27 protein-coding genes are annotated in these 25,147 nt (G+C 67.0%); 20 read left to right on the forward strand and 7 right to left on the reverse strand.

Annotated features, from left to right (window positions below; all coding sequences use genetic code 11):
- Positions 1-29 precede the first annotated feature (29 nt).
- Positions 30-1,070, reverse strand: coding sequence for a phosphoribosylformylglycinamidine cyclo-ligase (gene purM, locus GNX71_RS08195; protein ID WP_206177861.1), 1,041 nt, complete (start codon positions 1,068-1,070; stop codon positions 30-32).
- 133 nt (positions 1,071-1,203) lie between these two features.
- Between purM and hda the strand changes: the two genes are divergently transcribed.
- The 6 genes from hda to GNX71_RS08225 all read left to right on the forward strand — a co-directional run bounded on the left by hda (position 1,204) and on the right by GNX71_RS08225 (position 6,629).
- The gene (hda, locus tag GNX71_RS08200) at positions 1,204-1,890 is read left to right on the forward strand and encodes a DnaA regulatory inactivator Hda (RefSeq protein ID WP_041942819.1); all 687 of its coding nucleotides are present in this window, start codon (positions 1,204-1,206) and stop codon (positions 1,888-1,890) included.
- Between the two features lie 18 nt (positions 1,891-1,908).
- Positions 1,909-3,540 (forward strand): polynucleotide adenylyltransferase PcnB, encoded by a 1,632-nt coding sequence (gene pcnB, locus GNX71_RS08205; RefSeq protein WP_206177862.1) that lies wholly within the window; start codon positions 1,909-1,911, stop codon positions 3,538-3,540.
- Positions 3,537-4,196: a 2-amino-4-hydroxy-6-hydroxymethyldihydropteridine diphosphokinase gene (gene folK, locus GNX71_RS08210; RefSeq protein ID WP_206177863.1), complete on the forward strand. Its 660-nt coding sequence runs from the start codon at positions 3,537-3,539 to the stop codon at positions 4,194-4,196. Before pcnB ends, folK begins: the two co-directional genes overlap by 4 nt.
- A gap of 17 nt (positions 4,197-4,213) precedes the next feature.
- Positions 4,214-4,834 carry a TRIC cation channel family protein gene (locus tag GNX71_RS08215; RefSeq protein ID WP_206177864.1) on the forward strand — a complete coding sequence of 207 codons (621 nt, stop codon included), beginning with the start codon at positions 4,214-4,216 and terminating at the stop codon, positions 4,832-4,834.
- 125 nt (positions 4,835-4,959) lie between these two features.
- Positions 4,960-5,604 carry a DUF47 domain-containing protein gene (locus GNX71_RS08220; RefSeq protein ID WP_124463399.1) on the forward strand — a complete coding sequence of 215 codons (645 nt, stop codon included), beginning with the start codon at positions 4,960-4,962 and terminating at the stop codon, positions 5,602-5,604.
- A 14-nt stretch (positions 5,605-5,618) separates the two neighbouring features.
- Positions 5,619-6,629, forward strand: a complete 1,011-nt coding sequence (locus GNX71_RS08225) for an inorganic phosphate transporter (protein WP_206177865.1) — start codon at positions 5,619-5,621, stop codon at positions 6,627-6,629.
- A 3-nt stretch (positions 6,630-6,632) separates the two neighbouring features.
- Here GNX71_RS08225 and GNX71_RS08230 read toward each other — a convergent pair whose 3' ends face one another.
- Positions 6,633-7,079: a hypothetical protein gene (locus tag GNX71_RS08230; RefSeq protein WP_206177866.1), complete on the reverse strand. Its 447-nt coding sequence runs from the start codon at positions 7,077-7,079 to the stop codon at positions 6,633-6,635.
- A complete protein-coding gene (locus GNX71_RS08235; RefSeq protein WP_206177867.1) occupies positions 7,076-7,600 on the reverse strand; it encodes a GNAT family N-acetyltransferase in 525 nt (174 codons plus the stop codon). Before GNX71_RS08235 ends, GNX71_RS08230 begins: the two co-directional genes overlap by 4 nt.
- 180 nt (positions 7,601-7,780) lie before the next feature.
- Between GNX71_RS08235 and rpsP the strand changes: the two genes are divergently transcribed.
- The 7 genes from rpsP to hisC all read left to right on the forward strand — a co-directional run bounded on the left by rpsP (position 7,781) and on the right by hisC (position 12,884).
- Complete coding sequence (rpsP, locus tag GNX71_RS08240) at positions 7,781-8,044, forward strand: 30S ribosomal protein S16 (protein ID WP_013540078.1); 264 nt, start codon at positions 7,781-7,783, stop codon at positions 8,042-8,044.
- 16 nt (positions 8,045-8,060) lie between these two features.
- Positions 8,061-8,615, forward strand: coding sequence for a ribosome maturation factor RimM (rimM, locus tag GNX71_RS08245; RefSeq protein WP_206177868.1), 555 nt, complete (start codon positions 8,061-8,063; stop codon positions 8,613-8,615).
- Positions 8,616-8,632: 17 nt separating this feature from the next.
- Positions 8,633-9,379: a tRNA (guanosine(37)-N1)-methyltransferase TrmD gene (gene trmD, locus GNX71_RS08250; RefSeq protein ID WP_206177869.1), complete on the forward strand. Its 747-nt coding sequence runs from the start codon at positions 8,633-8,635 to the stop codon at positions 9,377-9,379.
- A 111-nt stretch (positions 9,380-9,490) separates the two neighbouring features.
- Positions 9,491-9,874: a 50S ribosomal protein L19 gene (gene rplS / locus GNX71_RS08255; RefSeq protein ID WP_042582524.1), complete on the forward strand. Its 384-nt coding sequence runs from the start codon at positions 9,491-9,493 to the stop codon at positions 9,872-9,874.
- A 124-nt stretch (positions 9,875-9,998) separates the two neighbouring features.
- Positions 9,999-10,742, forward strand: coding sequence for a CoA pyrophosphatase (locus GNX71_RS08260; protein ID WP_241027199.1), 744 nt, complete (start codon positions 9,999-10,001; stop codon positions 10,740-10,742).
- 41 nt (positions 10,743-10,783) lie between these two features.
- Positions 10,784-11,785, forward strand: coding sequence for a CobD/CbiB family protein (locus GNX71_RS08265; protein WP_206177870.1), 1,002 nt, complete (start codon positions 10,784-10,786; stop codon positions 11,783-11,785).
- A gap of 10 nt (positions 11,786-11,795) precedes the next feature.
- The gene (gene hisC / locus GNX71_RS08270; RefSeq protein ID WP_206177871.1) at positions 11,796-12,884 is read left to right on the forward strand and encodes a histidinol-phosphate transaminase; all 1,089 of its coding nucleotides are present in this window, start codon (positions 11,796-11,798) and stop codon (positions 12,882-12,884) included.
- On the opposite strand, the gene rsgA is transcribed toward hisC, so the two are convergent.
- From rsgA to GNX71_RS08285, 3 genes are read right to left on the reverse strand one after another with little or no spacing between them, the layout of a single operon-like run.
- A complete protein-coding gene (gene rsgA / locus GNX71_RS08275; protein WP_198788173.1) occupies positions 12,878-13,837 on the reverse strand; it encodes a ribosome small subunit-dependent GTPase A in 960 nt (319 codons plus the stop codon). The genes hisC and rsgA overlap by 7 nt on opposite strands.
- 12 nt (positions 13,838-13,849) lie before the next feature.
- Positions 13,850-14,200 (reverse strand): 4a-hydroxytetrahydrobiopterin dehydratase, encoded by a 351-nt coding sequence (locus GNX71_RS08280; RefSeq protein WP_206177872.1) that lies wholly within the window; start codon positions 14,198-14,200, stop codon positions 13,850-13,852.
- Positions 14,201-14,231: 31 nt separating this feature from the next.
- Positions 14,232-15,497, reverse strand: coding sequence for a M48 family metallopeptidase (locus tag GNX71_RS08285; RefSeq protein WP_206177873.1), 1,266 nt, complete (start codon positions 15,495-15,497; stop codon positions 14,232-14,234).
- A gap of 59 nt (positions 15,498-15,556) precedes the next feature.
- Between GNX71_RS08285 and orn the strand changes: the two genes are divergently transcribed.
- The 6 genes from orn to GNX71_RS08315 all read left to right on the forward strand — a co-directional run bounded on the left by orn (position 15,557) and on the right by GNX71_RS08315 (position 22,296).
- A complete protein-coding gene (orn, locus tag GNX71_RS08290) occupies positions 15,557-16,153 on the forward strand; it encodes an oligoribonuclease (protein WP_206177874.1) in 597 nt (198 codons plus the stop codon).
- Positions 16,154-16,404: 251 nt separating this feature from the next.
- Positions 16,405-18,345 carry a DEAD/DEAH box helicase gene (locus GNX71_RS08295; protein WP_206177875.1) on the forward strand — a complete coding sequence of 647 codons (1,941 nt, stop codon included), beginning with the start codon at positions 16,405-16,407 and terminating at the stop codon, positions 18,343-18,345.
- A gap of 214 nt (positions 18,346-18,559) precedes the next feature.
- Complete coding sequence (locus tag GNX71_RS08300) at positions 18,560-19,633, forward strand: NAD/NADP octopine/nopaline dehydrogenase family protein (protein ID WP_206177876.1); 1,074 nt, start codon at positions 18,560-18,562, stop codon at positions 19,631-19,633.
- Entirely contained in the window at positions 19,623-20,627 is a 1,005-nt protein-coding gene (locus tag GNX71_RS08305; RefSeq protein WP_206177877.1) for a 3-hydroxybutyryl-CoA dehydrogenase, read from the forward strand. The genes GNX71_RS08300 and GNX71_RS08305 overlap by 11 nt, the downstream gene beginning before the upstream one ends.
- Positions 20,624-21,424 (forward strand): alpha/beta hydrolase, encoded by an 801-nt coding sequence (locus tag GNX71_RS08310; RefSeq protein ID WP_206177878.1) that lies wholly within the window; start codon positions 20,624-20,626, stop codon positions 21,422-21,424. The genes GNX71_RS08305 and GNX71_RS08310 overlap by 4 nt, the downstream gene beginning before the upstream one ends.
- Positions 21,421-22,296, forward strand: coding sequence for a zinc-binding alcohol dehydrogenase family protein (locus tag GNX71_RS08315; RefSeq protein ID WP_206177879.1), 876 nt, complete (start codon positions 21,421-21,423; stop codon positions 22,294-22,296). Before GNX71_RS08310 ends, GNX71_RS08315 begins: the two co-directional genes overlap by 4 nt.
- Before the next feature lie 6 nt (positions 22,297-22,302).
- Here GNX71_RS08315 and GNX71_RS08320 read toward each other — a convergent pair whose 3' ends face one another.
- A complete protein-coding gene (locus GNX71_RS08320) occupies positions 22,303-22,791 on the reverse strand; it encodes a MarR family transcriptional regulator (protein WP_206177880.1) in 489 nt (162 codons plus the stop codon).
- 159 nt (positions 22,792-22,950) lie between these two features.
- On the opposite strand from GNX71_RS08320, the gene GNX71_RS08325 reads away from it, so the two are divergent.
- On the forward strand, positions 22,951-25,143 hold the full coding sequence (locus GNX71_RS08325; RefSeq protein ID WP_206177881.1) for an indolepyruvate ferredoxin oxidoreductase subunit alpha: 2,193 nt from the start codon (positions 22,951-22,953) through the stop codon (positions 25,141-25,143).
- The last annotated feature ends 4 nt before the right edge of the window (positions 25,144-25,147 follow it).

Raw genomic sequence — 25,147 nt, forward strand, 5'->3', positions numbered from 1 at the left:
GCTCGGGGTGGTTGCGGGGTCTTGGGGAATCAGCCGACGACCACTGCGGTGCCTGCGCCGCGCTCGGCGATGACGCCGATTTCGTGCACCTTTTCACCCGACGCGCGCAACGTGGCGGCGCAGGCGGCGGCTTCGGCCGCATCGATGACCACGACCATGCCGATGCCGTTGTTGAAGGTCCGGTTCATCTCGATGTCGTCGATGCCGGCGACCTTCTGCAGCCAGGCGAAGAGCTCGGTCTGCGGCCAACTGCCCTTCTTGAGGTGCGCGGCGGTGCCTTCGGGCAGCACGCGCGGAATGTTCTCGAGCAGGCCGCCGCCGGTGATGTGGGCGAGCGCCTTGATCGGGTGCTTGGCCAGCGCCTCGAGCACCGGCTTCACGTAGAGGTGGGTGGGCTCCATCACGGCTTCGCGGAAGGGCTTGCCGTCGAGCGTGGCGGGCAGGTCGGCGCCCGCGCGCTCGATCACCTTGCGCACCAGGCTGAAACCGTTGGAATGCACGCCGGCCGAAGCCAAGCCGAGCACCACGTCGCCGGGCTTCACGTTCTGACCGGTGAGGATCTTCGACTTTTCGACCGCGCCGACTGCGAAACCCGCCAGGTCGTACTCGCCGGCTGGGTACATGCCGGGCATTTCGGCGGTTTCGCCGCCGATGAGCGCACAGCCCGAGAGCTCGCAGCCGCGGGCGATGCCGCCGACGACCGCCGCGGCGGTGTCCACGTCCAGCTTGCCGCAGGCGAAGTAATCGAGGAAGAAGAGCGGCTCGGCGCCTTGCACCAGCACGTCGTTGACGCTCATGGCCACCAGGTCGATGCCGACGGTGTCGTGCATGTTCCATTCGAAAGCCAGCTTGAGCTTGGTGCCCACGCCGTCGGTGCCGCTCACCAGCACCGGCTCCTTGTAGCGCTTGGGCACCTCGAACAGGGCGCCGAAACCGCCGATGCCGGCCAGCACGCCTTCGCGCATGGTCTTCTTGGCCAGGGGCTTGATGCGGTCGACCAGCGCGTCGCCGGCATCGATATCGACACCGGCATCCTTGTAGCTGAGCGGGGTGGGCGTAGGGGAAGTCATGGGTGTGCGAAAGCGAACAAGAGAGCCCACAAGAGGCGGGGTGGTAGAGGCGCCGGCAACCGGAGCGGCCGGGCCGATAGAATTCCTGTTGATTTTAAGGGCCCCAGCGGCCCCCTCCATGAACCTTCCCGGGATGAAACAGCTCGCGCTCGATATCGGCATTGCGACGGGCCCCAGCTTCGACGCCTTTTTTGCCGGCCCCAACGAGGCGGCGCTGCGCCACCTGCAAGTGTGGGTGGGCAGCGCCGGCAGCCCTGCGCTGCACTCGCCGGTGCCTACCTATCTTTGGGGCGAAGGCGGCAGTGGCAAGACCCATCTGCTCGAATCGGTGCGTGTCGCACTGCGCGAGCAGGGCGCGAGCGTGGGCTGGCTGCACGCGGGCCTGCTGGAGCCGCCCGAGTTCGACGAGCGCTGGGGCGCCGTGCTGCTCGACGACGTGCACCTCTACACCGCCGTGCAGCAGCACGCGGCCTTCAACTGGTTCGTCAACGCCCAGACCCTGCAGCGCGGCGTGGTCGCCGCTGGCGCGCTGCCGCCGGCCGACCTGCCGCTGCGCGAGGACCTGCGCACGCGCCTGGGCTGGGGCCACGTGTTCCACCTGCAGGTGCTGAGCGAAACCGAGCGCCGCGCGGTGCTGCGCCAGGCGGCCGACGCGCGCGGCGTGATGCTGTCCGACGACGTGCTCGATTTCATGCTGCACCGCTTCAGCCGTGACCTCGGCAGCCTGATGGAGCTGCTCACCCAGCTCGACGGCTACGCCCTCCAGACACAACGCGCGATCACCATCCCGTTGATCCGATCCATGCTCGAAAACGAATAAGAAGAGCTTTCACAACCAATGATCAAGAAATTCATCGACAAGCTGCTGGGCAAATCCGCCGGCAGCGCACAGGGCAAGAGCCGCTTCGGCAAGCGCCAGGAGGTGCCGGCAGAGGTTCACAAGATCGATCCGGCCCTGGTCGACGAACGCGCGAAGAACGTGGTCACCACGCTCCAGCAGGCGGGCTACGAGGCGTATGTGGTGGGCGGCGCGGTGCGCGACCTGCTGCTGGGCCTGCGCCCCAAGGACTTCGACGTGGCCACCAATGCCACGCCCGAGCAGGTCAAGTCGCTGTTCCGCCGCGCCTTCATCATCGGTCGGCGCTTTCGCATCGTGCACGTGGTGTACGGCCGTGGCCGCGAACACGAGGTGATCGAGGTCTCGACCTTCCGTGCCTACATGGACAGCGCCGCCGCCGAGCAAGTGGCCGGCAACGAGCGCACCAGCAAGGGCGAGCTCGCGAGCATGAAGCACGCCGTGGACGCCAGCGGCCGTGTGCTGCGCGACAACGTCTGGGGTCCGCAGGAAGAAGACGCGGCGCGCCGCGACTTCACCGTCAACGCCATGTACTACGACCCGGCCAACCAGGTGGTGGTCGACTATCACAACGGCATCAAGGACGCCCAGAAGCTCACGCTGCGCATGATCGGCGACCCGGTCACCCGCTACCGCGAAGACCCGGTGCGCATCATTCGCGCGATCCGCTTCTCGGCCAAGCTTGCGGCGCTGGGCTTCAAGATGGAAGCCAAGACCGCCGCGCCGCTGATCGAGTCGAGCAAGCTGCTGGCCGATGTGCCGCAAAGCCGCATGTTCGACGAGATGCTCAAGCTCCTGCAGACCGGCCATGCCATCGCCACGGTCGAGCAACTGCGCAAGCTCGGGCTCTCCACCGGCATCTATCCGCTGCTGGATGTGGTGGTCGAGCGTGCCGACCAGCCGTTCGTGAAGGCGGCCCTGCAGGACACCGACCGCCGCGTGGGTGAAGGCAAGCCCGTGGCGCCCAGCTTCCTGCTGGCCTGCGTGCTGTGGGCCGATGTGCGCGACGGCTGGGCCCAGCGCCAGGAAGGTCGTCACGGCCAGCGGCCGCAGCCGCCGTTCCCGGCGCTGCAGGATGCGATCGACGACGTGTTCAATTCGCGTATCGGCGACGTGTCGGGCCGCGGCAAGCTGGCCGCTGACATGCGCGAGATCTGGATGATGCAGCCGCGCTTCGACAAGCGCACCGGCTCCACGCCCTACAGCCTGGTCGAGCAGGCGCGCTTTCGCGCCGCCTTCGACTTCATGCGGCTGCGCGCCGACGTGGGCGAGGTCGGCGAAGCGATTGCCGAGTGGTGGCAGGAATTCAGCACCGCCGACGATGTGCGCCGCCAGGACCTGCTCGAGCAGGTGCGCGACGAGCAGAAGACCCGCCAGCGCGTGCGTGTGCGCGAAACCCCGCCGCCGCCGAAGCCGCGCAGCGAGCCGGCCGGCCGGCAGCGCCCGGCCGAGGCCCAGGATTCGGCAGAGGACGAAGAAGTCGAAGTCGAGGCCGGCGCCGTGCCGCCCGATGGCGAGGCGCCTGCGGCGCGCAAGCGCCGCAGGCGCCGCAAGCCCCGCACCGGAGGTGGTGGCGGTGGTGGTGAGGGCGGCGGGAGCGCCGCAGGCGAATGAGCGCGTCCGACCAGCCGAAGGACGGCAAGAAGAACCCCAGGACCAGTGACAAGGCCAAGGCCGCACCGCCGCGCGCGGGCGGTGCCAGGCCCCCGCCGGCAGGCGCCAGGAAGGGACCACCCAGTGGCCCTCCCGCACGCCGTGCGCCCACCCGCGCCCCCACGAGCCGCCCCCGCGGTCCGCGCGAGGACTACCCGACGGTGCAGGCCTTCGTCGCCATCGGCGCCAACTTGGGCGATGCCGAAGCCTCGGTGAAGGCTGCCATGGCCGCCATCGGCGCGCTGCAACGCACCACGGTGACCGCCCGTTCGTCGCTCTATCGCAGCGAGCCGGTGGATGCCGAAGGCCCCGATTTCGTCAACGCCGTGGTGGCCGTGCGCACCGGCCTGGATGCCGAGCAATTCCTCGTGGCATTGCAGCGCCTGGAAACGCAGGCCGGCCGCGAAAGGCCGTTCCCCAATGCGCCGCGCACGCTCGATCTGGACCTGCTGATGCACGGCAACTCGGTGATCGACACACCGACGCTGACCCTGCCGCATCCCCGCATGCGCGAGCGCGCCTTCGTGCTGAAGCCGCTCGCCGAGATCGCCCCCGACAAGGTGCCGCGCGCGGCGCTGGCACGCGTCACGGGGCAGGTGGTCAAGCGCATCGTCTGAAGACAAGGCCCAAGGCCGTGCTGCTCTACGTCCTCGATCTCGCCGGCGTGGCGGTTTTCGCGGTCAGTGGGGCGCTGGGCGCCGGCCATGCGGGCCTCGACTGGCTGGGCGTGGTGGTGATCGCCTCGGTCACCGCGGTGGGTGGCGGCACGCTGCGCGACCTGCTGCGCGACCTGCTGCTCGACCGCCATCCGGTGTTCTGGATCCGCGATACCCGCTATGTCTACGTGATCCTGGCGGCCGTGGCGCTCACCATCGCCTGGGTGCATCTGCTGCCGATGCCCGAGCACGCCCTGGCGCTGGCCGATGCGCTCGGGCTGGCGCTGTTCGCCATCACCGGGGCGCAAATTGCCGAAGAGAGACGCCTGCCGGCCGCCATCGTGATCCTGGTCGGCACCATGACCGGCGCGGCCGGCGGCCTGCTGCGCGACGTGTTCACCGCCCGCATCCCGTTGCTGCTGAGCAGCGGCATTTACGGTTCCGCGGCCATCGCGGGCATCGCCGCCTACCTGCTGCTGCAAGCCGCCCGGATGCCCCGGCGGTGGGCTTTCCACGTGGGCGTGCTGCTGATCGTGGCGCTCCGGATGGGTGGGATCTACGGCGGCTGGCACCTGCCGGTATTGCGGCTGCCGGGCTGAATCGCGGGCATTCCGGCGGTCCTGAAAGCAGGCTGGTCAGGGTGCGGTCGTCGCTCCCGTTAAACTTCGCCGGTTTTTTCATGAAGGCGTCATCAAGTTGTGATTGGCGCACCCCAGGAGTTTCCATGTTCGGCAAGCTGCTGCCCCGCGAGGGCAATTTCTTCGAGATGTTCAACCAGCACGCCGAGCGCATCGTGGAGGCGGCGAGGGCTTTCGAGCAACTCGTTGCCAACTACAGCGACGTGCACCTGCGGGAGCAGTACAACCGCGACGTCGACAACGCCGAGCGCGCCGCCGACCGCGTGACGCACGACGTCAACCGGCTGATCCACAAGACCTTCATCACGCCCATCGACCGCGAGCAGATCCACAAGCTCATCAACACGATGGACGACGTGGCCGACCTGATCCAGGACTCGGCCGAGACCATGGCGCTGTACGACGTGCGCCACATGACCGACGAGATCGTGCGCCTGACGGCCCTGAGCGTGAAGTGCTGCGACCGCCTGAAGGACGCCGTCAAGTTCCTCGGCAAGATCGCCGACCCGGCCGTGGCCGAGGCCGTGCTCAAGACCTGCGAGGAAATCGACCGCCTCGAATCGGATGCCGACCGCGTGATGCGCAGCGCCATGAGCAAGCTGTTCCGCGAGGAGCCCGATGTGCGCGAGGTGATCAAGCTCAAGGCGATCTACGAGCTGCTCGAGACGATCACCGACAAGTGCGAGGACGTGGCCAACGTGATCGAGGGCATCGTCCTCGAGAACTCCTGAGCGGGTAGCCATCGATGGCAACGGTTCAGGTCGCCCTCTGGGTGGTGATAGTGCTGGTCGCGCTGGCGATCCTGTTCGACTTCATGAACGGGTTCCACGACGCCGCCAATTCGATCGCGACGGTGGTCTCCACCGGGGTTCTCAAGCCGGGGCAGGCCGTGGTGTTCGCGGCCTTCTTCAACCTGATCGCGATCTTCATCTTCCATCTGAGCGTGGCGGCCACGGTGGGCAAGGGCATCGCCCAGCCCGGCGTGGTCGATGTGCACGTGGTGTTCGGTGCGCTCATCGGCGCCATCAGCTGGAACCTGGTGACCTGGTACTACGGCATCCCGAGCAGCTCGTCGCACGCGCTGATCGGGGGCATCGTGGGCGCGGTGATCGCCAAGACCGGCACGACAGGCCTCGTGGCCTCGGGCATCTGGAAGACGGTGGCGTTCATCTTCGTGTCGCCGCTGCTGGGCTTCCTGCTGGGTTCGCTGATGATGATCGCGGTGGCCTGGGGCTTCCGGCGTGCCACGCCCTCGCGGGTGGACCGCTGGTTCCGGCGGCTGCAGCTGGTTTCGGCGGGTGCCTACAGCCTGGGCCACGGCGGCAACGATGCGCAGAAGACCATCGGCATCATCTGGATGCTCTTGATCGCCACCGGCTACGCCGCGGCCAGCGACGCGACGCCGCCCACCTGGGTCATCGTGAGCTGCTACGCCGCGATCGCGCTGGGCACCATGTTCGGCGGCTGGCGCATCGTGAAGACGATGGGCCAGAAGATCACCAAGTTGAAGCCCGTGGGCGGCTTCTGCGCCGAGACCGGCGGCGCGCTGACGCTGTTCCTGGCAACGGCGCTGGGCATCCCGGTGTCGACCACCCACACCATCACCGGCGCCATCGTCGGCGTGGGCTCCACCCAGCGCGCGAGCGCGGTGCGCTGGGGCGTGGCGGGGAACATCGTGTGGGCGTGGATCTTCACGATCCCGGCGTCGGCCTTTGTGGCCGCGATCGCCTACTGGCTCAGCATGCAGCTGTTCTGACGGCTACTGGGAGATCTTGCGACCTTCTTCGATCTGGTGCTCGAAGTAGCGCTGGAAGCTGAACACGATGCTGGCCATCAGGATCGTGCTGCCGAAGAAGAGCGACAGCACCACGGCGCCGATCGTGAACCAGTTCGTCTGGCCCGGCGCGGCGTCTTCCGGGGCGCTGGTGTTGAAGCGGGCATTCCACTTTTCGGGTGACATCAGGCCGTAGACGATGGCGGTCAGCGCGCAGCCGGCGATCGTGAAACCCAGCAAGGGAATCAGCGCCCAGCTCAGGCCGTCGTCCACGCCGTACATGCGCACGCGCTCGATGCCGTAGATGCCGAGCGCCGTCGGAATGGGCAGCAGCCAGCCCAGCAAATCGCCCATGCCGCGCAGGTAGAAGCGGTGCAGCCCGAGCGGGCCGCCGAGGAAAGAGAGCCAGGCTGCGGTAGTTTTGTTTTTCATTCGGGTTTTGTCGTGCTGCCTTCGCCGAGCACCTTTTCCATCAGGACCACGTCGCGCCATTCGCCGAACTTCCAGCCGCAGTCCTTGAGGACGCCCACGTGCGTGAAGCCCTGGCTGCGGTGCACGCCGACGGAGCCGGCATTGGCCGAATCGCCGATCACCGCGATCAGCTTGCGCACGCCGACCGCTTCTGCCGCCTGCGAGAGCGCCGCCAGCAGCTTGGCGCCCAGACCCTTGCCGCGTGCTGACTCCGACATGTAGATCGAGTCTTCCGCCGAAAAGCGGTAGGCCGGGCGTGGCTTGAACCAGTTGCAGTAGGCAAAGCCCAGCACCTGGCCATCTTCCTCGGCGACGAGGTAGGGCAGGTTCTTGCCCAGCACGTCGGCGCGGCGCGCGGCCATGTCGGCGGCCGAGGGCGCCTCGGTCTCGAAGGTGCCTGTGCCGTGCAGCACATGGTGGGCATAGATGGCCGTGATGGCCGCGACGTCGTCGTCGCGGCTGGGGCGAATGGAGAGGGTCATGGGTGAAAAAGAGACGGCGCGGGGCCGAAAATTCGGAGAAAACGCGTAGCGGGCTATAATCGCAGGCTTTTCAGCGTGTCGCTGGCCGGGTGGCCATGTCGCGTGTCTCGACGCTGGAAGAACATTGTGAGCGGGCCTCTTTCTCATCCAACTGGCTCGCTGACCACCCAAGGATAAATCATGGTCGTCATTCGACTCTCCCGCGGCGGCTCCAAAGGCCGTCCGTTCTTCAACATCGTCGTGTCGGACAAGCGCGTTCGCCGCGATGGCCGTTTCATCGAGCGCCTGGGTTTCTACAACCCGACCGCCAAGGAAAACGAAGAAAGCATCCGCATTGCCCAGGATCGCCTGACCTACTGGAAGAGCGTTGGCGCCCAAGCCTCGCCCACGGTCCTGCGCCTGATCAAGCAAGCTGCAGCCGCAGCCCCCAAGGCGGCAGCCTAAGCCGTCCCGCACGGCGATGTTGCCCGCACTCGAAGCCGCCGAATTGCCGGCGGACGCGATCGAGGTAGGACGCATTGCCGATGCATGGGGCATCAAGGGCTGGTTCAAGGTCCTGCCCCACAGCGCCCAGCCCGAGGCGCTTTTTTCTTCCAAGCGCTGGTTCCTGCAGGCTCCCGGAGCCTCGGCGAACGCCGCTTTCCGGCTCGCGATCCGCGAAGCCAAAGAACATTCCGACTGCATCGTCGCCTCGTCCGAGGATGTGCCTGACCGCAATGCGGCCGAGGCCCTGCGCGGCGCGCGCGTGTTCGTGCCGCGCTCCAGCTTCCCGACGGCCGGCGACGACGAGTACTACTGGGTCGACCTGATCGGCCTTTCGGTCGTCAACCGCGAAGGCGTGACGCTCGGCACGGTGCGCGAGCTGCTCGCCACCGGCCCGCAGACCACGCTGGTGCTCACCGCCGAAGAAGACGGCAAGACCGTCGAGCGCATGGTGCCCTTCGTCTCGGTCTTCGTCGACAAGGTCGATTTGCCCGGCCGTCTCATCACGGTCGACTGGCAGCCCGAGTTCTGACCCCGGGCCGCGCACGCATGCGCTTCGACGTCCTCACGCTCTTTCCCGAACTGTTCGCGCCCTTCATGGCCAGCGGCGTGACGCGTCGCGCCTACGAGTCGAAGCAGGTCGAGGTCGTGCTCTGGAATCCGCGCGATTTCGCGCAGGGCAACTACAAGCGCGTGGACGACCGGCCTTTCGGCGGCGGCCCCGGCATGGTGATGATGGCCGAGCCGCTCGCCGCCTGCCTCGATGCGGCGCTGGCCGCGCGCGGGGCGGAAGCGCCGGTCGTGCTGTTTTCGCCCATCGGCGAGGCGTTGCGCCACGAGGCGGTCGAGAAGTGGTCGGCCAGCGAGGGCGCTGTGCTGGTCTGCGGCCGCTACGAGGGCATCGACCAGCGTTTCATCGACGCGCGGGTCACCCATCAGATCAGCCTTGGCGACTTCGTCCTCTCCGGCGGCGAGATCGCGGCCATGGCGCTGCTCGACGCCGTGGCGCGGCTGCAGCCCGGTGTGCTCGGCGACGAGGCGAGCCATGTGCAGGACAGCTTCAACCCTGCGCTTGACGGCCTGCTCGACTGCCCGCACTACACCCGGCCCGAGCAGTGGAACGGGCAGGGCGTTCCAGCGCCTTTGCTCTCGGGCCACCATGCGCAGATCGAGCGCTGGCGCCGCGACCAGCGGCTGGCCATGACGGCCGCCCGGCGTCCCGATCTCATCGACGCCGCCCGCGCTGCCGGTCGCCTGGACAAGGCCGATGAGACGGCGCTGAAAAAAAAGCTATAATCTCGGGCTCCCCGATCCTCTGTCCGGCCGCGCCTGGCCTTCTCCACCCCCGGGTGACAGATACCAACGGCGCCTTTTGTGTAGCCCGACACGATCGAATATCAGGAAATCATGAACCTCATCGAAACCCTCGAGCAGGAAGAAATCGCCCGCCTCGGCAAGAAGATCCCCGATTTCATGCCCGGTGACACGGTCATCGTCAGCGTGAGCGTCGTCGAAGGCACCCGCAAGCGCGTGCAGGCCTACGAAGGCGTCGTGATCGCCAAGCGCAATCGCGGCCTCAACAGCGGCTTCACCGTGCGCAAGATCTCCAGCGGCGAAGGCGTGGAGCGTACGTTCCAGACCTACAGCCCGCTGATCGCCGGCATCGAAGTCAAGCGTCGTGGCGATGTGCGCCGCGCCAAGCTGTACTACCTGCGCGATCGCAGCGGCCGTTCGGCACGTATCAAGGAAAAGCTGCCGGGCAAGTCGCAAGCAGCAGCGGCCGCCAAGTAAGCCGTTTTCCTGCAGTGCAAAAAGCCGCCGTTCGGGCGGCTTTTTGCGTTGTTGCTCCTGCTCAAAGACAACTTTTCGTTTTTCCGCTCTACTCCTTCATTCCGGCTCCGGCACCTTTCATCTCTTGACTTCCTCATCCACTTCTCCGCAGCAGGACGCCTCCCTCGAACCCGTCAACGCCGTGGCGCCGTCCACGCTGCCGCCGTTCGATCCGCGCAAGGCGCCTTTCGCGGTGAGGAACGAGGGACTGCCGGCCGTGCCGGCCGTGCAGTTGACGGCGCAGGCCCTGCGGGCGCGTTTCGAGGCGCCGCCGGTCTGGACCCCGGAGTTGCGCCGCGAGCCGCGAATGACCGAGCGAGCACCTGCCCAGGCCGCCGTGCTCGTGCCGATCGTGCAACGACCGCAGGGTGCGACCGTGCTGCTGACCGAGCGCACCGCGCACCTCTCGACCCATTCGGGTCAGGTGGCATTTCCGGGTGGCCGTGTCGACCCCGAGGACGCGAACCTCGCGGCCGCCGCGTTGCGCGAGGCCTGGGAAGAAGTGGGCCTTTCGGCGCAATACATCGAGGTGCTCGGCAACCTGCCGACCTACACCACGGTCACCTCCTTCATCGTGACGCCGGTGGTCGCGCTGGTGCAGCCCGGCTTCGAACTCACCATCAATCCCTACGAAGTCGCCGATGCCTTCGAAGTGCCGCTCGCATGGCTGATGGACCCGGCCAACCACCGCCACCACACCGTGCCCGCACCCGATGGCACGAAACGCCAGTGGTACTCGATGCCCTACCAGGACGGTGCCGACGAGCGCTTCGTCTGGGGCGCCACCGCCGGCATGCTGCGCAATCTTTACCGCTTCCTGAGCGCCTGAATCCCGGCTGAACCTCTGGGCTCTCTCGCTATCATCGAAGGATGAGCTTCTTTGCCATCCTGTGCGCGTTGCTGATCGAGCAAGTGAGGCCGCTGGGCCCTCACAACCCCGTGTACGGCACCGTTCTCGCGTGGACCCGCTGGACCAGCCGCAATTTCGATGCGGGCAAGCCCCATCACGGATGGATCGCCTGGGCGCTCGCTGTCTTCGTGCCCACGCTCGTGGCCCTTGGCGTGCATTGGTTGCTGGTGCTCACGCTGGGCCTGCCGTTCGCGGTGCTCTGGAGCATCGCGGTGCTCTATGTCACGCTGGGCTTCCGGCAGTTCAGCCACCACTTCACCGACATCCGCGACGCGCTCGACGAGGGCGACGAGCCGCTCGCGCGCTCGCTGCTTGCGCATTGGCAGGGCGTCGATGCCGCCGAGTTGAAGCGCAGCGAGATCGTGCGCCATGTGATCGAGCATTCGGTCATCGCCGCGCACCGCCACGTGTTCGGCGTGCTGGCGTGGTTCTCGGTGCTCGCCGCCATCGGCCTCGGACCAGCCGGCGCGGTGTTCTATCGCATGAGCGAGTTCGTCGCGCGCTACTGGGCCCACAAGAACGGCGCGGCGGTGCAGCCGTCGAGCGTCTCGGTGCAGCAGGCCGCCGAGAGCGCCTGGCACGGCATCGACTGGCTGCCCGCGCGCATCACGGCGCTGGGCTTCGCGGTGGTCGGCAGCTTCGAGGAAGCCATCGACTGCTGGCGCAACGACGCCCGGCGCTTTCCGAATGAGAACGACGGCGTGATCCTCGCGGCCACTTCCGGCGCGGTCAATGTCCGCCTGGGGGGCGGTTCGCTGAGCCCCATTCCGGTCACCGATCCGCTGCCGCGCGCGCAGGCCGGCGAATCCGTGATCGATGGCCGCAGGCCCGACAGCGGCAGCACGCCAGGGCGCGAGCCCGAGCCCGGGCACCTGCGCAGCGTGGTCGGCCTCGTCTGGCGCTCGGTCGTGATGTGGATGGTGCTGCTGGCGTTGCTGACGCTCGCCCGCCTGCTCGGCTGAACGGCGCGGCATGACCTCCGCAGTGCCGGCCTTCTGGAGCCCGCGCATCGGTGCGCTCGAGCCTTACGTGCCCGGCGAGCAGCCGCGCATCGCGAACCTCGTGAAGCTCAACACCAACGAGAACCCGTATCCGCCGTCGCCGCTCGCCGTCGACGCGATCCAGCAAGCGGCTGCGAACGGGCTGGAGCGTTACCCCGACCCCACCTCGCTCGCGCTGCGCGAAGCGGTGGCGCGACGGCATGATCTGACGATCGACCAGGTGTTCGCCGGCAACGGTTCGGACGAGGTGCTCGCGCACGCCTTCTTCGCCTTCTTCCAGCAGGCCGAGCCCTTGCTGATGCCCGACGTGAGCTACAGCTTCTACAAGGTCTACGCGCAGCTCTACGAGATCGCGTGCGAGCTGCAGCCGGTCGACGAGGGCCTGCGCATCGACGTCGAAGCCATGGCGGCCCGTGCACGCAGTGGATGCGCAGGCCTCGTGATCGCGAATCCGAATGCGCCCACGGGCATCGGGCTGCCGCTGTCGCAGATCGAACGGCTGCTCGCAGCGTGTCCCGACCGCGTGGTGCTGGTGGACGAGGCGTATGTCGATTTCGGCGGCGAGAGCGCGTTGCCGCTCATCGACAAGTATCCGAACCTGCTGGTGGTGCAGACCCTCTCCAAGTCGCGCTCGCTCGCCGGTCTGCGCGTTGGTTTCGCGTGCGGCCAGCAGCACCTGATCGACGCCTTGGTGCGCGTCAAGGACAGCTTCAATTCCTATCCGCTCGACCGGCTCGCCACGGCGGGCGCCGTCGCGGCGCTGGAGGACGAGGCGTGGTTCGGCACCACACGCGACAAGATCGTCGATACGCGTGAAGGGCTCAGCCTTCAGCTTGAAGATCTGGGCTTCGAGGTGTTGCCCTCGCAGACCAATTTCGTGTTCGCGCGCCATCCGCAGCGCGATGCGGGCGAGCTGGCCGCGTTGCTGCGCGAACGCGCGGTGCTGGTGCGGCATTTCAGGCAACCGCGCATCGTGCAGTACCTGCGCATCAGCATCGGCACCCGCGAGCAGTGCAGCGCGCTGGTGCAGGCGCTGCAAGCCATCCTGGATACTCAGTAGCGCGTCTGGCTCAACTCGGCGAACAGCTCGCCGTAGATCCTGTAGCGCGAGGCGCTGATCGGTCCCGCGTGCGTAGGCGTCTCGACGTTCGAGATCACGCCGCAGCCCGGCTCGTGCAGGTGGGTGCAGTTGTAGAACTTGCAGTCCCCCGTGTGCTCGGCGATGTCGGGCATCAACCCGGCGAGCTGCATCGGCTCGATGTGGTTCAGGCCAAATTCCTGAAAGCCCGGCGAGTCGATCAGGCCGGTGGTGCGGGCTTCGTCGATCCAGTACCAGGTGGTGCTCGTGGTCGTGTGCTTGCCGGAGTTCAGCGCCTGCGAAATTTCCTGGGTCAGCACCGTCGCGCCCGGCACCAGCAGGTTGGTCAGCGTGCTCTTGCCCGAGCCGGAAGGGCCGAGCACGAGGGTGGACTTGCCGGACAGCAGCTTCATCAGCGATGCGTAGTCCGCTTCGCCCGATGCCTTGAGCGACAGAGGCAGCACGCCATGGTGCATGCGGCGATAGGGCGCCAGCTTGGTCCAGGCGCGCTCGAAGGGTTCGACCAGGTCGCTCTTGTTGAGCGCGATGATCGGCGTGATGCGCTGGGCCTCCGCCGCGATCAGCGCGCGCGCCAGTTGATGCTCGGAAAACTCCGGCTCGGCAGCGATCAGGATCAGCACGTGGTCGAGATTGGCCGCAAAAGACTTCGTGCGGATCTCGTCCTGCCGGTAGAAGAGGTTGCGCCGCGGCAGCACCTCCTCGATGGTGCCTTCGTCCTCGGTGGCCTGCCAGCGCACGCGGTCGCCGACCACGGCCTGGCTCTTCTTGCCGCGCGGGTGGCAGATCAGCCGCTCGCCCGTGGGTGTTTCGACGAGGCAGTGACGCCCATGGCTGGCAACGACGAGGCCGTCGTGGTGCGCCTTTCCCGTGTTGTGCGCAGCGGGGGTGAAGGCGGCGCGGCCCGGCTTAGCCACAGGCGTGTTTCCTCATGCGGCGGGGCTCGCAACCAGCGCGTCGGCCTGCCGCGCGCAATCGAAATCGGTGACCGACAGGCCGTTCACGTCGTGCGTGTTGAAGCGCACCACGCAGCGGTTGTAGTGCACCGACAGGTCGGGATGGTGGTCGTGCGTGTGCGCCACGAGCGCCAGCGCGTTCACGAAGGCGATGGTCTCGAAGTAGTTGGCGAAGGTGAAGGTCTTCTCGATGGCGACATCGGCGCCGTCGCCGGTGAGCTTCCAGCCGTCGAGCTTGGCGAGGCCGGACACGATCTCGGTGGCGCTCAGGGCCTGACGGGGAGGGAGGTTCTTCCAGTCCTTGGGTTTGAACATGCTGCTCATAGGGGGCTCTGCTGAAGGGTGGGGTGGTTGATCACGCCGCGGTCATGCGCGCAAGGCGCTCGGACGCGGGCGGATGGGAGTAGTAGAACTTGACGAACACCGGATCGGGCGTGAGCGTCGATGCGTTGTCCTGGTAGAGCTTGAGCAAGGCGGCGGAGAGGTCGGCGCCGCTGGTCTGCGCGACGGCGTAGGCATCGGCCTCGAACTCGTGCTTGCGCGAGAGGCGCGCCGGCAACGGGGCCACGAAGAAGCCGAACACCGGCACCGCGAGCATGAACAGCAGCAGGGCCAGCGCGCTGTTGGGCGCGGCTGGTGACATGTTTGGCTGCACGCCCAGGCCGGAATAGAACCAGATCTGGGTCGAGACCCAACCCAGCAACGCAAAGCCTGCGAGGCTCAGCGCGAACATCGCGACGAGCCGCTTGACGATGTGGCGGTGCTTGAAATGGCCGAGCTCGTGCGCGAGCACGGCCTCCACTTCGCCGGCATTCAACTGGCGCAGCAGCGTGTCGTAGAACACCACGCGCTTGCTTGCGCCGAAGCCGGTGAAGTACGCATTCGCATGGGCACTGCGGGTGCTGCCGTCCATCACGAACAGGCCTTTGGCTGCGAAGCCGCAGCGCTTCATCAGTGCCGTGACGCGCGCTTTCAGCGTGGGATCGTCCAGCGGCTTGAATTTGTTGAAGAGCGGGGCGATGAAGGTCGGGTAGATCAGCATCAGGAGCAGGTTGAAACCCATCCATGCGGCCCAGGCCCAGAGCCACCAGAGCGTGCCGGCCGCGCCCATGAGCCAGAGGATCAGCGCCGCGATCGGCAGGCCGATCAGCGCGCCGAGCAGCGTCGACTTGACGGTGTCGGCCAGCCAGAGCTTCCAGGTCATCTTGTTGAAGCCGAAGCGCTCTTCGAGCCGGAAGGTCTGCCACAGCGTGAACGGCAGCTCGAGCAGGCCGCCGATGGCCGCGAAGGCGGCAAGCAGCACCAGTTGCTGCACCATGCCGCCACCGAGCCACACGAGCAGCAGCTTGTTCAGCACGTCGAGCCCGCCGAGCAGCGTCCAGCCGAGCAGCAGTGCCGCGCTCCAGGCCATCTCGACCAGGCCGAAGCGGGCCTTGGCGATCGTATAGTCGGCCGCCTTCTGGTGGGCAGCGAGCGTGATGGTCTGCGCGAAAGCTTCCGGTACGGTGCCGCGGTGCTGCGCCACATGGCGCACCTGCCGGGAAGCGAGCCAGAACTTCACGAGCAGGCCTGCAACGAGCGCGGCCGCGAAGGCGATGGTGAAGATGAGCGAATAGGACATGGAGCGGCGAGTTTAGTCCCCGGTAAATCGGGACGCAGGCCTTGGGCGACAATCCTGCGATGCCCGAATCCCTTGACCCGACGCCCCCCGCAGCCGTGCCCACCCTGAAGAAAAGCGACCAGAACCTGGTCTGGCTGGACTGCGAGATGAGCGGCCTCGACCCCGAGAAAGAGTTCCTGCTCGAGATCGCCGTGGTCGTCACCGGCCCCGACCTCACGCCCCGCATCGACGGCCCGGTGCTCGTCATTCACCAGAGCGACGCCGTGCTCGACGCCATGGACGCCTGGAACAAGGGCACCCACGGCCGCAGCGGCCTGATCGACAAGGTCAAGGCTTCCACGCTGGACGAGGCGGCGGCCGAGCAGCAACTGCTGGAATTCATCGCCAAATACATTCCCCGCAGCGGCTCGCCGATGTGCGGCAATACCATCGGGCAGGACCGGCGGTTCCTGGTCAAGTTCATGCCCAAGCTGGAGGCGTATTTCCACTACCGCAATCTCGACGTCAGCACCCTCAAGGAACTGGCCAAGCGCTGGAAGCCCTCGGCCTACAGCGCCTTCAAGAAACAGCAGGCGCACACCGCGCTGGCCGACGTTCACGAGTCCATCGAGGAGCTCGCCCATTACCGGGAAACCTTCCTTCGCCTGACCGATTGACAAGAGATTAGGTAAAAACCCGAAGCCGTGCCATAATCGCAGGCTTCGCTGATTTGCATTTGTCATAGGACACAGATCAGCGTCTCTTGCATCTCCCTATCTTGCACACCGCGCCCGATCGCATCCGCTGATCAAAAAGGGCCGCAGCCTCAGGCGTTAGCCGGAAGCTGAATGTCGTTGGATGGTTGATGTTTTTAACCACCAACGGGGCGCTGCCTACGGCAGCGCTTGCGTTTGAGATTGATATCTACATGACCGACGCTTTTGAAGCGCAGGGCGAGTTCGCGCCTGTGCAATCCGCTACCAACAACGAATTCACCGCCGCTGTGGACACTGTGTCCGAAGCGCCGATCCTTGAGGCGCTCGATGCAGCCGCCCCCGAGGCCGCTGCGGTCGAACAAGAACCGAGCCTCCCCAACGGTTTCATCCGCCTGGGCCTCGCACCCGAACTGATCGCCGCCGTGGCCGACCTGGGCTTCACCCAGCCGACCACCGTGCAAGACAAGGTGATCCCGCTCGCCATGGGCGGCGAAGCCGGCCAGGACGGCAAGGCCCGTTTTGTCGACCTGATGGTCTCGAGCCAGACCGGTTCGGGCAAGACCGCAGCCTTCCTGCTGCCCGTGCTGCACACCCTCCTGAAGCGCCAGGCCGAAGCCGAAGCCGAAGCCAAGGCCGAGTTCCAGCGCCTCGCCGCCGAAGCAGCCGCCCGCGGTGAAGCTGCCCCGAAGAAGCCCAAGCGCAAGGACCCGACCAACGCCCGCCACTTCAAGGCTGCCACCCCCGGCGCCCTGATCCTCTGCCCGACGCGCGAACTCGCGCAGCAAGTCGCGCACGACGCCATCGAACTGGTCCGCCATTGCCGTGGTCTTCGCATCGCCAACGTGGTGGGTGGCATGCCTTACCAGCTGCAGATCGCCAAGCTGCAGAACGCCGACCTCGTGGTGGCCACGCCCGGCCGTCTGCTCGACCTGCAACGCTCGCAGCAACTCAAGCTCGACCAGGTCAAGTTCCTGGTGGTCGACGAAGCCGACCGCATGCTCGACCTGGGCTTCTCCGACGACCTGGCCGAAGTCAACCAGCTCACCATCGAGCGTCAGCAGACGATGATGTTCAGCGCCACCTTCGCGCCGCGCATCCAGCAACTGGCCCAGCGCGTGATGCGCGAGCCGCAGCGCATCACCATCGACAGCCCGCAGGAAAAGCACGTCAACATCAAGCAGTCGCTGTACTGGGCCGACAACAGCCAGCACAAGCGCAAGCTGCTCGATCACTGGCTGCGTGACACCAGCATCAACCAGGCGATCGTGTTCGCCAGCACGCAAGTCGAGTGCGACGGCCTCGCCAACGACCTGCAGCAAGAAGGCTTCAGCGCCGTAGCGCTGCATGGCGCCCTGAGCCAGGGCCTGCGCAACCGCCGCCTGATGGCGCTGCGCCAGGGCCAGGTGCAGATCCTGGTGGCCACCGACGTTGCCGCCCGCGGCATCGACGTGCCGACCATCACCCACGTCTTCAACTTCGGCCTGCCGATGAAGGCCGAGGACTACACCCACCGCATCGGCCGCACCGGCCGTGCAGGCCGCGATGGCCTGGCCATCACGTTTGCCGAGTTCCGCGATCGCCGCAAGATCATGGACATCGAGCAATACAGCCGCCAGCAGTTCAAGGCTGAAGTGGTTGCCGGTCTCGAGCCGCAACAGCGCATGCCGCAATCGCGTCCCCCGATGGGCGAGTACCGCGGTGGCCGTGGCGACAACCAGTCGCGCGACCGCAAGTTCGGCAATGGCGGTGCGGGCGGCGGCGGTGGTTACCGTGGCAACAACAACGGCGGCGGCTATGCCGGTGCCAGCGGCTTCAACGACCGCAACGCACGCGGCCCGGCCCAAGGCCAAGGCCCGCGTGGCTTCCAGGGCGGCAACAACGCCGGCTTCGGCGGCGGTCGTGACGACGGCGGCAACAACGGCGGTGGCGCAGGCTACGGCCGCAAGCCGGGCTGGGGCGACAGCGCCCCGCGCGGCGGCCACGGCCAGGGCCATCACGGTGGTGGTCGCGGCGACGGCGGCTTCGCGCCCCGTGAAGGCTTTGCACCCCGCGAAGGTTTCGCTCCGCGCGGCAATGGCGCAGGCCATGGCGGCCCGGGCAAGGTCTTCGTGCCCCGCGACGCACAAAAGCGTGCGTTCAAGCCCTCGCGCTGATCCATTCCAGAGCGGCCCAGCGGTCGCTTCGCCCCAAAAGAAAGCCCGCGCTTCGCAAGAAGCGCGGGCTTTTTCATTGCGGGTTTCCGAGGGGGCGGCTGTCGCGGTATTTGATTGACATCTGAATCGATGAAAAGTAATGTAATAGCGCATTGCTCCCCGGTCCGCGCCGCGGCTGCCGGTTCATCGACATCTGCTTTTCAAATTTCCGAACATGAAAATTGCGATTCTTGGCGGTGGTCACGGCGCCTACGCAGCCGCCGCGGACCTGTCCGAAGCCGGTCACGAGGTGCGCCTGTGGCGTCGCGATGCCGCGGCGCTGGAGCCGGTCGTGCAAGCCGGCGCGATCACGCTGAAGGATGCCGATGGCGCGCGCGAAGTGGCGCTCGCACTTGCGACCGCCGACATCGCCGCGGCTCTCAAGGGCGTCGAGCTGATCGTCATTCCCACGCCCGCCATCGCCCAGCAAGACATCGCGCTCGCCATGGCACCACATCTGGTAGACGGCCAGGTCGTCTTCCTGCCGCCGGGTACCTTCGGCAGCTACGTGATGGCGCGAACGGTGAAAGAGGCCGGCAACCGCGCCGACGTGGCATGGGCCGAGACCGGCACCTTGCCGTACCTCGCGCGCAAGCATGGCGAGCGCGAAGTGAACGTCACGATCCGCGCCATCCGCCTGCCGACCGGCGTCTACCCGGCGCGCAAGGAGGCCGCGGCGATCGAGGTGATCCGCAAGGCCTACCCGGCCGTGCACGGCTGCGGCGACGCGCTCTCGGGTGCGCTGATGAACGCCGGCCCCGTCATTCACCCGCCGCTGATGGTGATGAATGCCGCCCCGCTGCAGCACTTCGAGCGCTGGGACATCCACAACGAAGGCACCCAGCGCGCGGTGCGCGATGTGACCGACCGGCTTGACCGCGAGCGCATGGCCGTGCGCGAAGCCTTCGGGCAGGGCGCGCCGCACTATCCGCTGGCCGACCACTACAACAACGACCAATGGATGTACGGCGACGCGCACAAGCAACTCGTCAAGTCGGGCGACTGGCGCGAGAACATCGACCTGCACACGCACCGCTACATCACCGAAGACACAGAGCTCGGCCTGGCCTTCCTTGCTTCGGCCGCGCGCCATGCGGGCGTGGACGCCCCCATCGCGCACGGCCTGCTGGCCATCGTCGGCGGCTTTCTCGGCCGCGACCTGCGCCACGGCCCGCGCACTTTCGAGAGCCTGGGCCTTGCCGACCTGAGCGCGGCGCAGCTCAAGCAGAGGCTGCACGATGGCGAATGAGCGCGCGCTGCCTCGCTTCGCGGCCGTCGGTGCAGGCCGCATGGGGCGCGGCATCGCGATCGCGTTCGCGTATGCCGGGCACCGCATCTCGTTGATCGATCTGCGCCTACGCAGCGACGACGCGTGGCTGCGCCTGCGCGACGAAGCGAAGTCGGAGATCGAAGCCAGCCTCGCAGGCCTCGCTCAACTCGGCGTGATCGATGCGGCGCAGATCCAGCCCATCGCCGCGCGCGTGGACTTCGTGAATGCCGCAGCCGCCCCGCAGGCACTCGCCGCCGCCGAGCTGGTGTTCGAAGGCGTCCCCGAAACCATGGACGCCAAGCGCGAAGCCTTCGAGCACCTCAACCGCTATTGCCGCGACGACGCGATCCTCACCTCGACCACCAGCAGCATCCTCGTGACGCAGCTCGCGGCGTTGGTGCGGCTGCCCGAGCGCTTCCTCAACATGCACTGGCTCAACCCGGCCTATGTGATCCCCGTGGTGGAACTGAGCTGCCACCCAGGCACGGATGTCGCCGTGCTTGCGCGCACCAAGGCGCTGATGGAAGAGATCGGAAAACTGCCCGTGGTCTGCGGTGCCTCGCCCGGCTACATCGTGCCGCGCCTGCAGGCGCTGGTGATGAACGAGGCGGCCCGCATGATCGAGGAGGGCGCCGCCACCGCCGAGGAAATCGACAAGGCCACGCGCTACGGCCTGGGCCTGCGCTTCGCCGCGCTGGGCGTGGTCGAGTTCATCGACTTCGGTGGTTGCGACATCCTCCATCACGCGAGCCGCGAGATGTCGGTCTCGATCGACAAGGGACGCTACACCGCGCCGGCCATCGTCGATCGCATGGTCGAGGAAGGACGCCTCGGCCTCAAGAGCGGCAGCGGCTTCTACGACTACGAAGGCCGCGACATCGCCGCCTACCGGCGCGACGTGCTCTCGCGCACGCTGGGTGAGTTGAAGCACGCGGGCCTCTGGCGCGCACCCGCCGGCGAGACGCTGTCATGACGATCCGCCGCGCCTTTGCCGACCTGTCGGTGGGGCAGGTGCACTACGCGGCATGCGGCGATGCAGATGCGCCGGCCGTGCTGCTGCTGCACCAGTCGCCGCGCAGCTGGTTCGAGTACCGTGAGGTGCTGCCGCTGATCGGTGCGCGCTATTGCGCCATCGCGATGGACACCGCGGGCTTCGGCGACTCTTCGGACGGCGGCGTGCCCGCCAGCATCGCGCAATGGGCGCGTGTGGCATGCGAACTGCTCGATGCGCTGGGCATCCATCGGGCCGATGTCGTGGGCCATCACACGGGCGGTGTCGTCGCGATCGAACTGGCGGCTGCGTTTCCGGATCGTGTGCGTGGCCTGGTGCTGTCGTCGACGCCATACACCGACGAGCCCTTTCGCATCGCGCGGGCCCAGAGGCCGCCTATCGACGAGGTCACGCCGAGCGAAGACGGAAGTCATCTTGCCGCGCTGTGGCAAAGGCGCCAGGGCTTCTATCCGGTGGGACGACCGGAGTTGCTCGAAGCCTTCGTGCTCGATGCGTTGAAGGTCGGCCATCGCGTGGAAGAGGGCCATCGCGCCGTTGCTTCCTACCGCATGGAAGACCGCATTGGCCGCGTGACGCAGCCTGTGCTCATCATCCGCGCCACCGACGATCCGTTCGCCGCACCGCATGCAGCCGAGCTGCAGCATCATCTGCCGCAAGCGCGCATCGTCGACATCGAAGGCGGCATGGTGCCGCTGCCAGACCAGATGCCTGAAGCCTTCGCGCAGACCGTGATCGACTTTCTTTCCACGCTGCCATGAAAGCCATCCGCATCCACGGTTTCGATGCAGTGCCCGTGCTGGAGGAGGTGGCCGATCCCGTCGCGCGCCCCGGTCGCACCATCGTGCGCATGCAGGCCGCCACGGTCGGCCACATCGACCGCACCGTGTGGCGCGGCAGCTTCCTGCGGCATCCACCGTTGCCCTACACGCCGGGTGTGGAAGCCGCGGGCATCGTCGTCGCGAGCGGGCGCTACGAGGTCGGACAGCGCGTGTGGCTGCGCGGCAGCGGGCTGGGTACCCTGTTCGACGGCACCTGGTGCGAGCAGATCGATGCGCCCGACGAAGCGCTTGGCCTCTTGCCCGATGCATTGCCGATGACGCTTGGCGCCGCGTTCTTCTCGCCCACTACGTCGGCATGGGTGGCGCTGCATGAAGTCGCAAAGCTGCGGGCTGGAGAGCAAGTCCTGGTGACGGGTGCGAGCGGTGCGGTGGGTTCTCTCGCGATGCAACTTGCGCACGATGCTGGGTGCGCCGTGACGCAGGTCGACCCGAACACCGCGCCCACAACCGCCAGCGCCGACCTGCTCATCGACACAGTCGGCGGCCACGTCCTCGCCGCATCTCTGCCTGCCGTGCGCCCCGGCGGTCGCGCCGTGCTGATCGGCTACACCGCGGGCCCCACGTTGCAACTCGACATTGCGCATTTCCTGCAGCGCGACGTTGCGCTGCTGCCGCTCAACATGTTCCGGCGAGAGGCGGCGGGCCGCGCCGCGGCGCCCGAGTTGCTCGCGCGATTGGCCGATGGCCGTCTGCATCTCGATGTGCAGAGCTTCGCGCTGGCTGATGCTGCCAGCGCACTCGAATGGATCGCGCAACGCGGCCATCGCGGCCGCGCGGTGCTCGTGCCCTAGACGGCCTCAGTCTTCTTCCGGCTCGGACTCCTCGAGCGGCACATGCACGTGCAGTTCGATCATCCGCCGCAATGTCTGCTTGAGCTCTTCGGCCCGCCGCAGGCCGAAGGGTTCGAGCACGCGCCGCTCGTGCTCGCGCGCCAGTTCCATCAGGTGCTCGACGGCCTTCAACCCCTTGCGCGTGATGCGCACCAGCGTGATGCGGCGGTCACTTTCGTGGGGCAGGCGCTCGACCTGTCCGCGCGATTCCATGCGATCGAGCAGGCGCGTGACGGTCGGCTGTTTGGTCACGGTCACCTGCGCGAGCTGACCGATGCTGATCGCCTCGCTGCCGGCGAGCGACGCCATCACGCGCCACTCCGACACCGAGAAACCTTGCTGTCGCGCCACCTCGTGGAACTCCGACGAGATCAGCTGGCTCGCCTGCGCGAGCAGCGCCGGCAGGTAGTCGTCGACGAAGCGATGCGACTCGGAGGGTTGGTCCTGCTCAGCCATGAAGGCACCTCGCTTCCCGGTGCGCCACGCGAGCCGCGGGCACGCTGCTTGCATGTCTAGGGTAATTCATGATTGTGGATACATTCATTTGTCAACATTATAGAAAGCGTGATGTGGCACCTGAAGCGCATCCTCCCACGAGAAAGAAGAAGGACCCACATGGCTGAGCGTTCGTTCGTCGAAGAAGTCAAGAAGCTGCGGCTTTCCGGCGGAGATGTATTTCGTGGCGAAGGCATTCTGGCGGTCACCAAGGCCTTGCTCGAATCGGGAGTTTCCTATGTGGCCGGGTACCAGGGGGCACCCATCTCGCACCTGATGGACGTGCTGGCCGATGCGCAGGACATCCTCGCCGAGCAGGGCATCCGCTTCGAGAACAGCGCGAGCGAAGCCACCGCCGCCGCCACGCTTGCGGCCTCGGTCAACTACCCGCTGCGCGGCGCCGTCACCTTCAAGGCGACCGTGGGCACCAACGTCGCGTCCGACGCGCTGGCCAACCTCGCCTCGGGCGGCGTGACCGGAGGCGCACTCATCATCGTGGGCGAGGACTACGGCGAAGGCTCGTCGATCATGCAGGAGCGCAGCCATGCGTTCGCGATGAAGTCGCAGATCTGGCTGCTCGATCCGCGCCCGAACCTGCCGAGCATCGTCGATGCGGTGAAGACGGGCTTCGATCTCTCCGAGGCCAGCAACACGCCCGTGATGCTGCAGCTTCGCATCCGCGCCTGCCACGTGCACGGCCACTTCATCGCCGGCGACAACAAGCGCGCGAAGTTCACGTTGCAGGAGGCGCTGGAGAACCCGCAGCGCGACGTGAGCCGCATCGTGCTGCCGCCCGCGAGCTTCGTCCATGAGCAAGAAAAGGTGAAGGACCGCTGGCCCGCAGCGGTGCGCTTCATCGAGGAGCGCCAGCTCAACGAGTTCTTCTCCGAAGACGCTGACGACATCGGCATCATCGTGCAGGGCGGCAGCTACAACACGCTGCTGCGTGCCCTCGAGCGGCTCGATCTCGCCGACGTGTATGGCAACACCAAGGTGCCGCTCTACGTGATGAACGTGGCCTACCCCGTCATCGAGAGCGAAGTCATCCGCTTCTGCGAAGGCAAGCGCGCGGTGCTGATCGTGGAAGAGGGCCAGCCCAATTTCGTTGAGCAGAACCTCGCGACCATCCTGCGTCAGGCCGGCTCGACCACCGCGCTGCACGGCAAGGACATGCTGCCGGTCGCCGGCGAGTACACGTCATCCGAACTGCTCAAGGGCGCGCGCACTTTCTGCGAGCGTTACGAACGCCTCGCGCCGCTGCCGGTGCCCGTACCGGTGCGCAAGGTGATCCCGCTCAAGGAGGTGGCCGCCATCGGCGTCGATGCAGCGCCCGAACCGGCCATGCCTTCCACGGCGCTCGGCGACGTCGTGCACGCCCGCCCGCCGGGTTTCTGCACCGGTTGCCCCGAACGACCGATCTTCAGCGCGATGAAGCTCGTCGAGCGAGAGCTCGGCGCGCACCACGTGAGCGCCGACATCGGCTGCCACCTGTTCTCGATCCTCCCGCCCTTCAACATCGGCAACACCACCATGGGCTATGGCCTCGGCGGCGCGGGCGCCTCGGCGCTCAACGCGCCGGCGGGCAAGCGCGCCATCTCGATGATGGGCGACGGCGGCTTCTGGCACAACGGCCTCACCAGCGGCGTGGCGAACTCGGTCTTCAACAAGAGCGACAACCTCACCATCGTCGTCGACAACAACTACACCTCGGCCACGGGCGGGCAGGACATCCTCTCGTCGAACGCCGTCAACAAGACGCGCAGCACCGGCCACGAGATCGAGCGCGCCGTGCGCGGCGTGGGCGTGGAGTGGGTGAAGACGCTGCGCCGCACCTACGACGTGGCCGGCATGCGCGATGCGCTGAAAGAAGCGCTCACCACCACGAAGAAGGGCCCCAAGGTCCTGATCGCGCAGTCGGAGTGCATGCTCAACAAGCAGCGCCGCGAGAAGCCGCTGGTGCGCAAGGCCATCGCCGATGGCAAGCGCATGGTGCGCGAGAAGTTCGGCGTCGACTCCGACACCTGCACCGGCGACCACTCGTGCATCCGCCTGTCGGGCTGCCCGTCGCTCTCCATCAAGCCCAACCCCGATCCGCTGCGCACCGATCCGGTCGCGACCGTGCTCGACAGCTGCGTGGGCTGCGGCGTGTGCGGCGAGGTCTCGCACGCCGCGGTGCTGTGCCCTTCGTTCTACAAGGCGCAGATCGTGAGCAACCCCACCGGCTGGGACAAGCTGCGCGAGCGCGTGCGTTCTGCCGTCATCGGCTGGCTGCAGCGCGGCGAAGCGCGCCGCCGCGAAACCTATGCGTTCTGAAGCG

The organism is Variovorax sp. RKNM96 (assembly GCF_017161115.1).
Taxonomy (GTDB): Bacteria; Pseudomonadota; Gammaproteobacteria; order Burkholderiales; family Burkholderiaceae_C; genus Variovorax.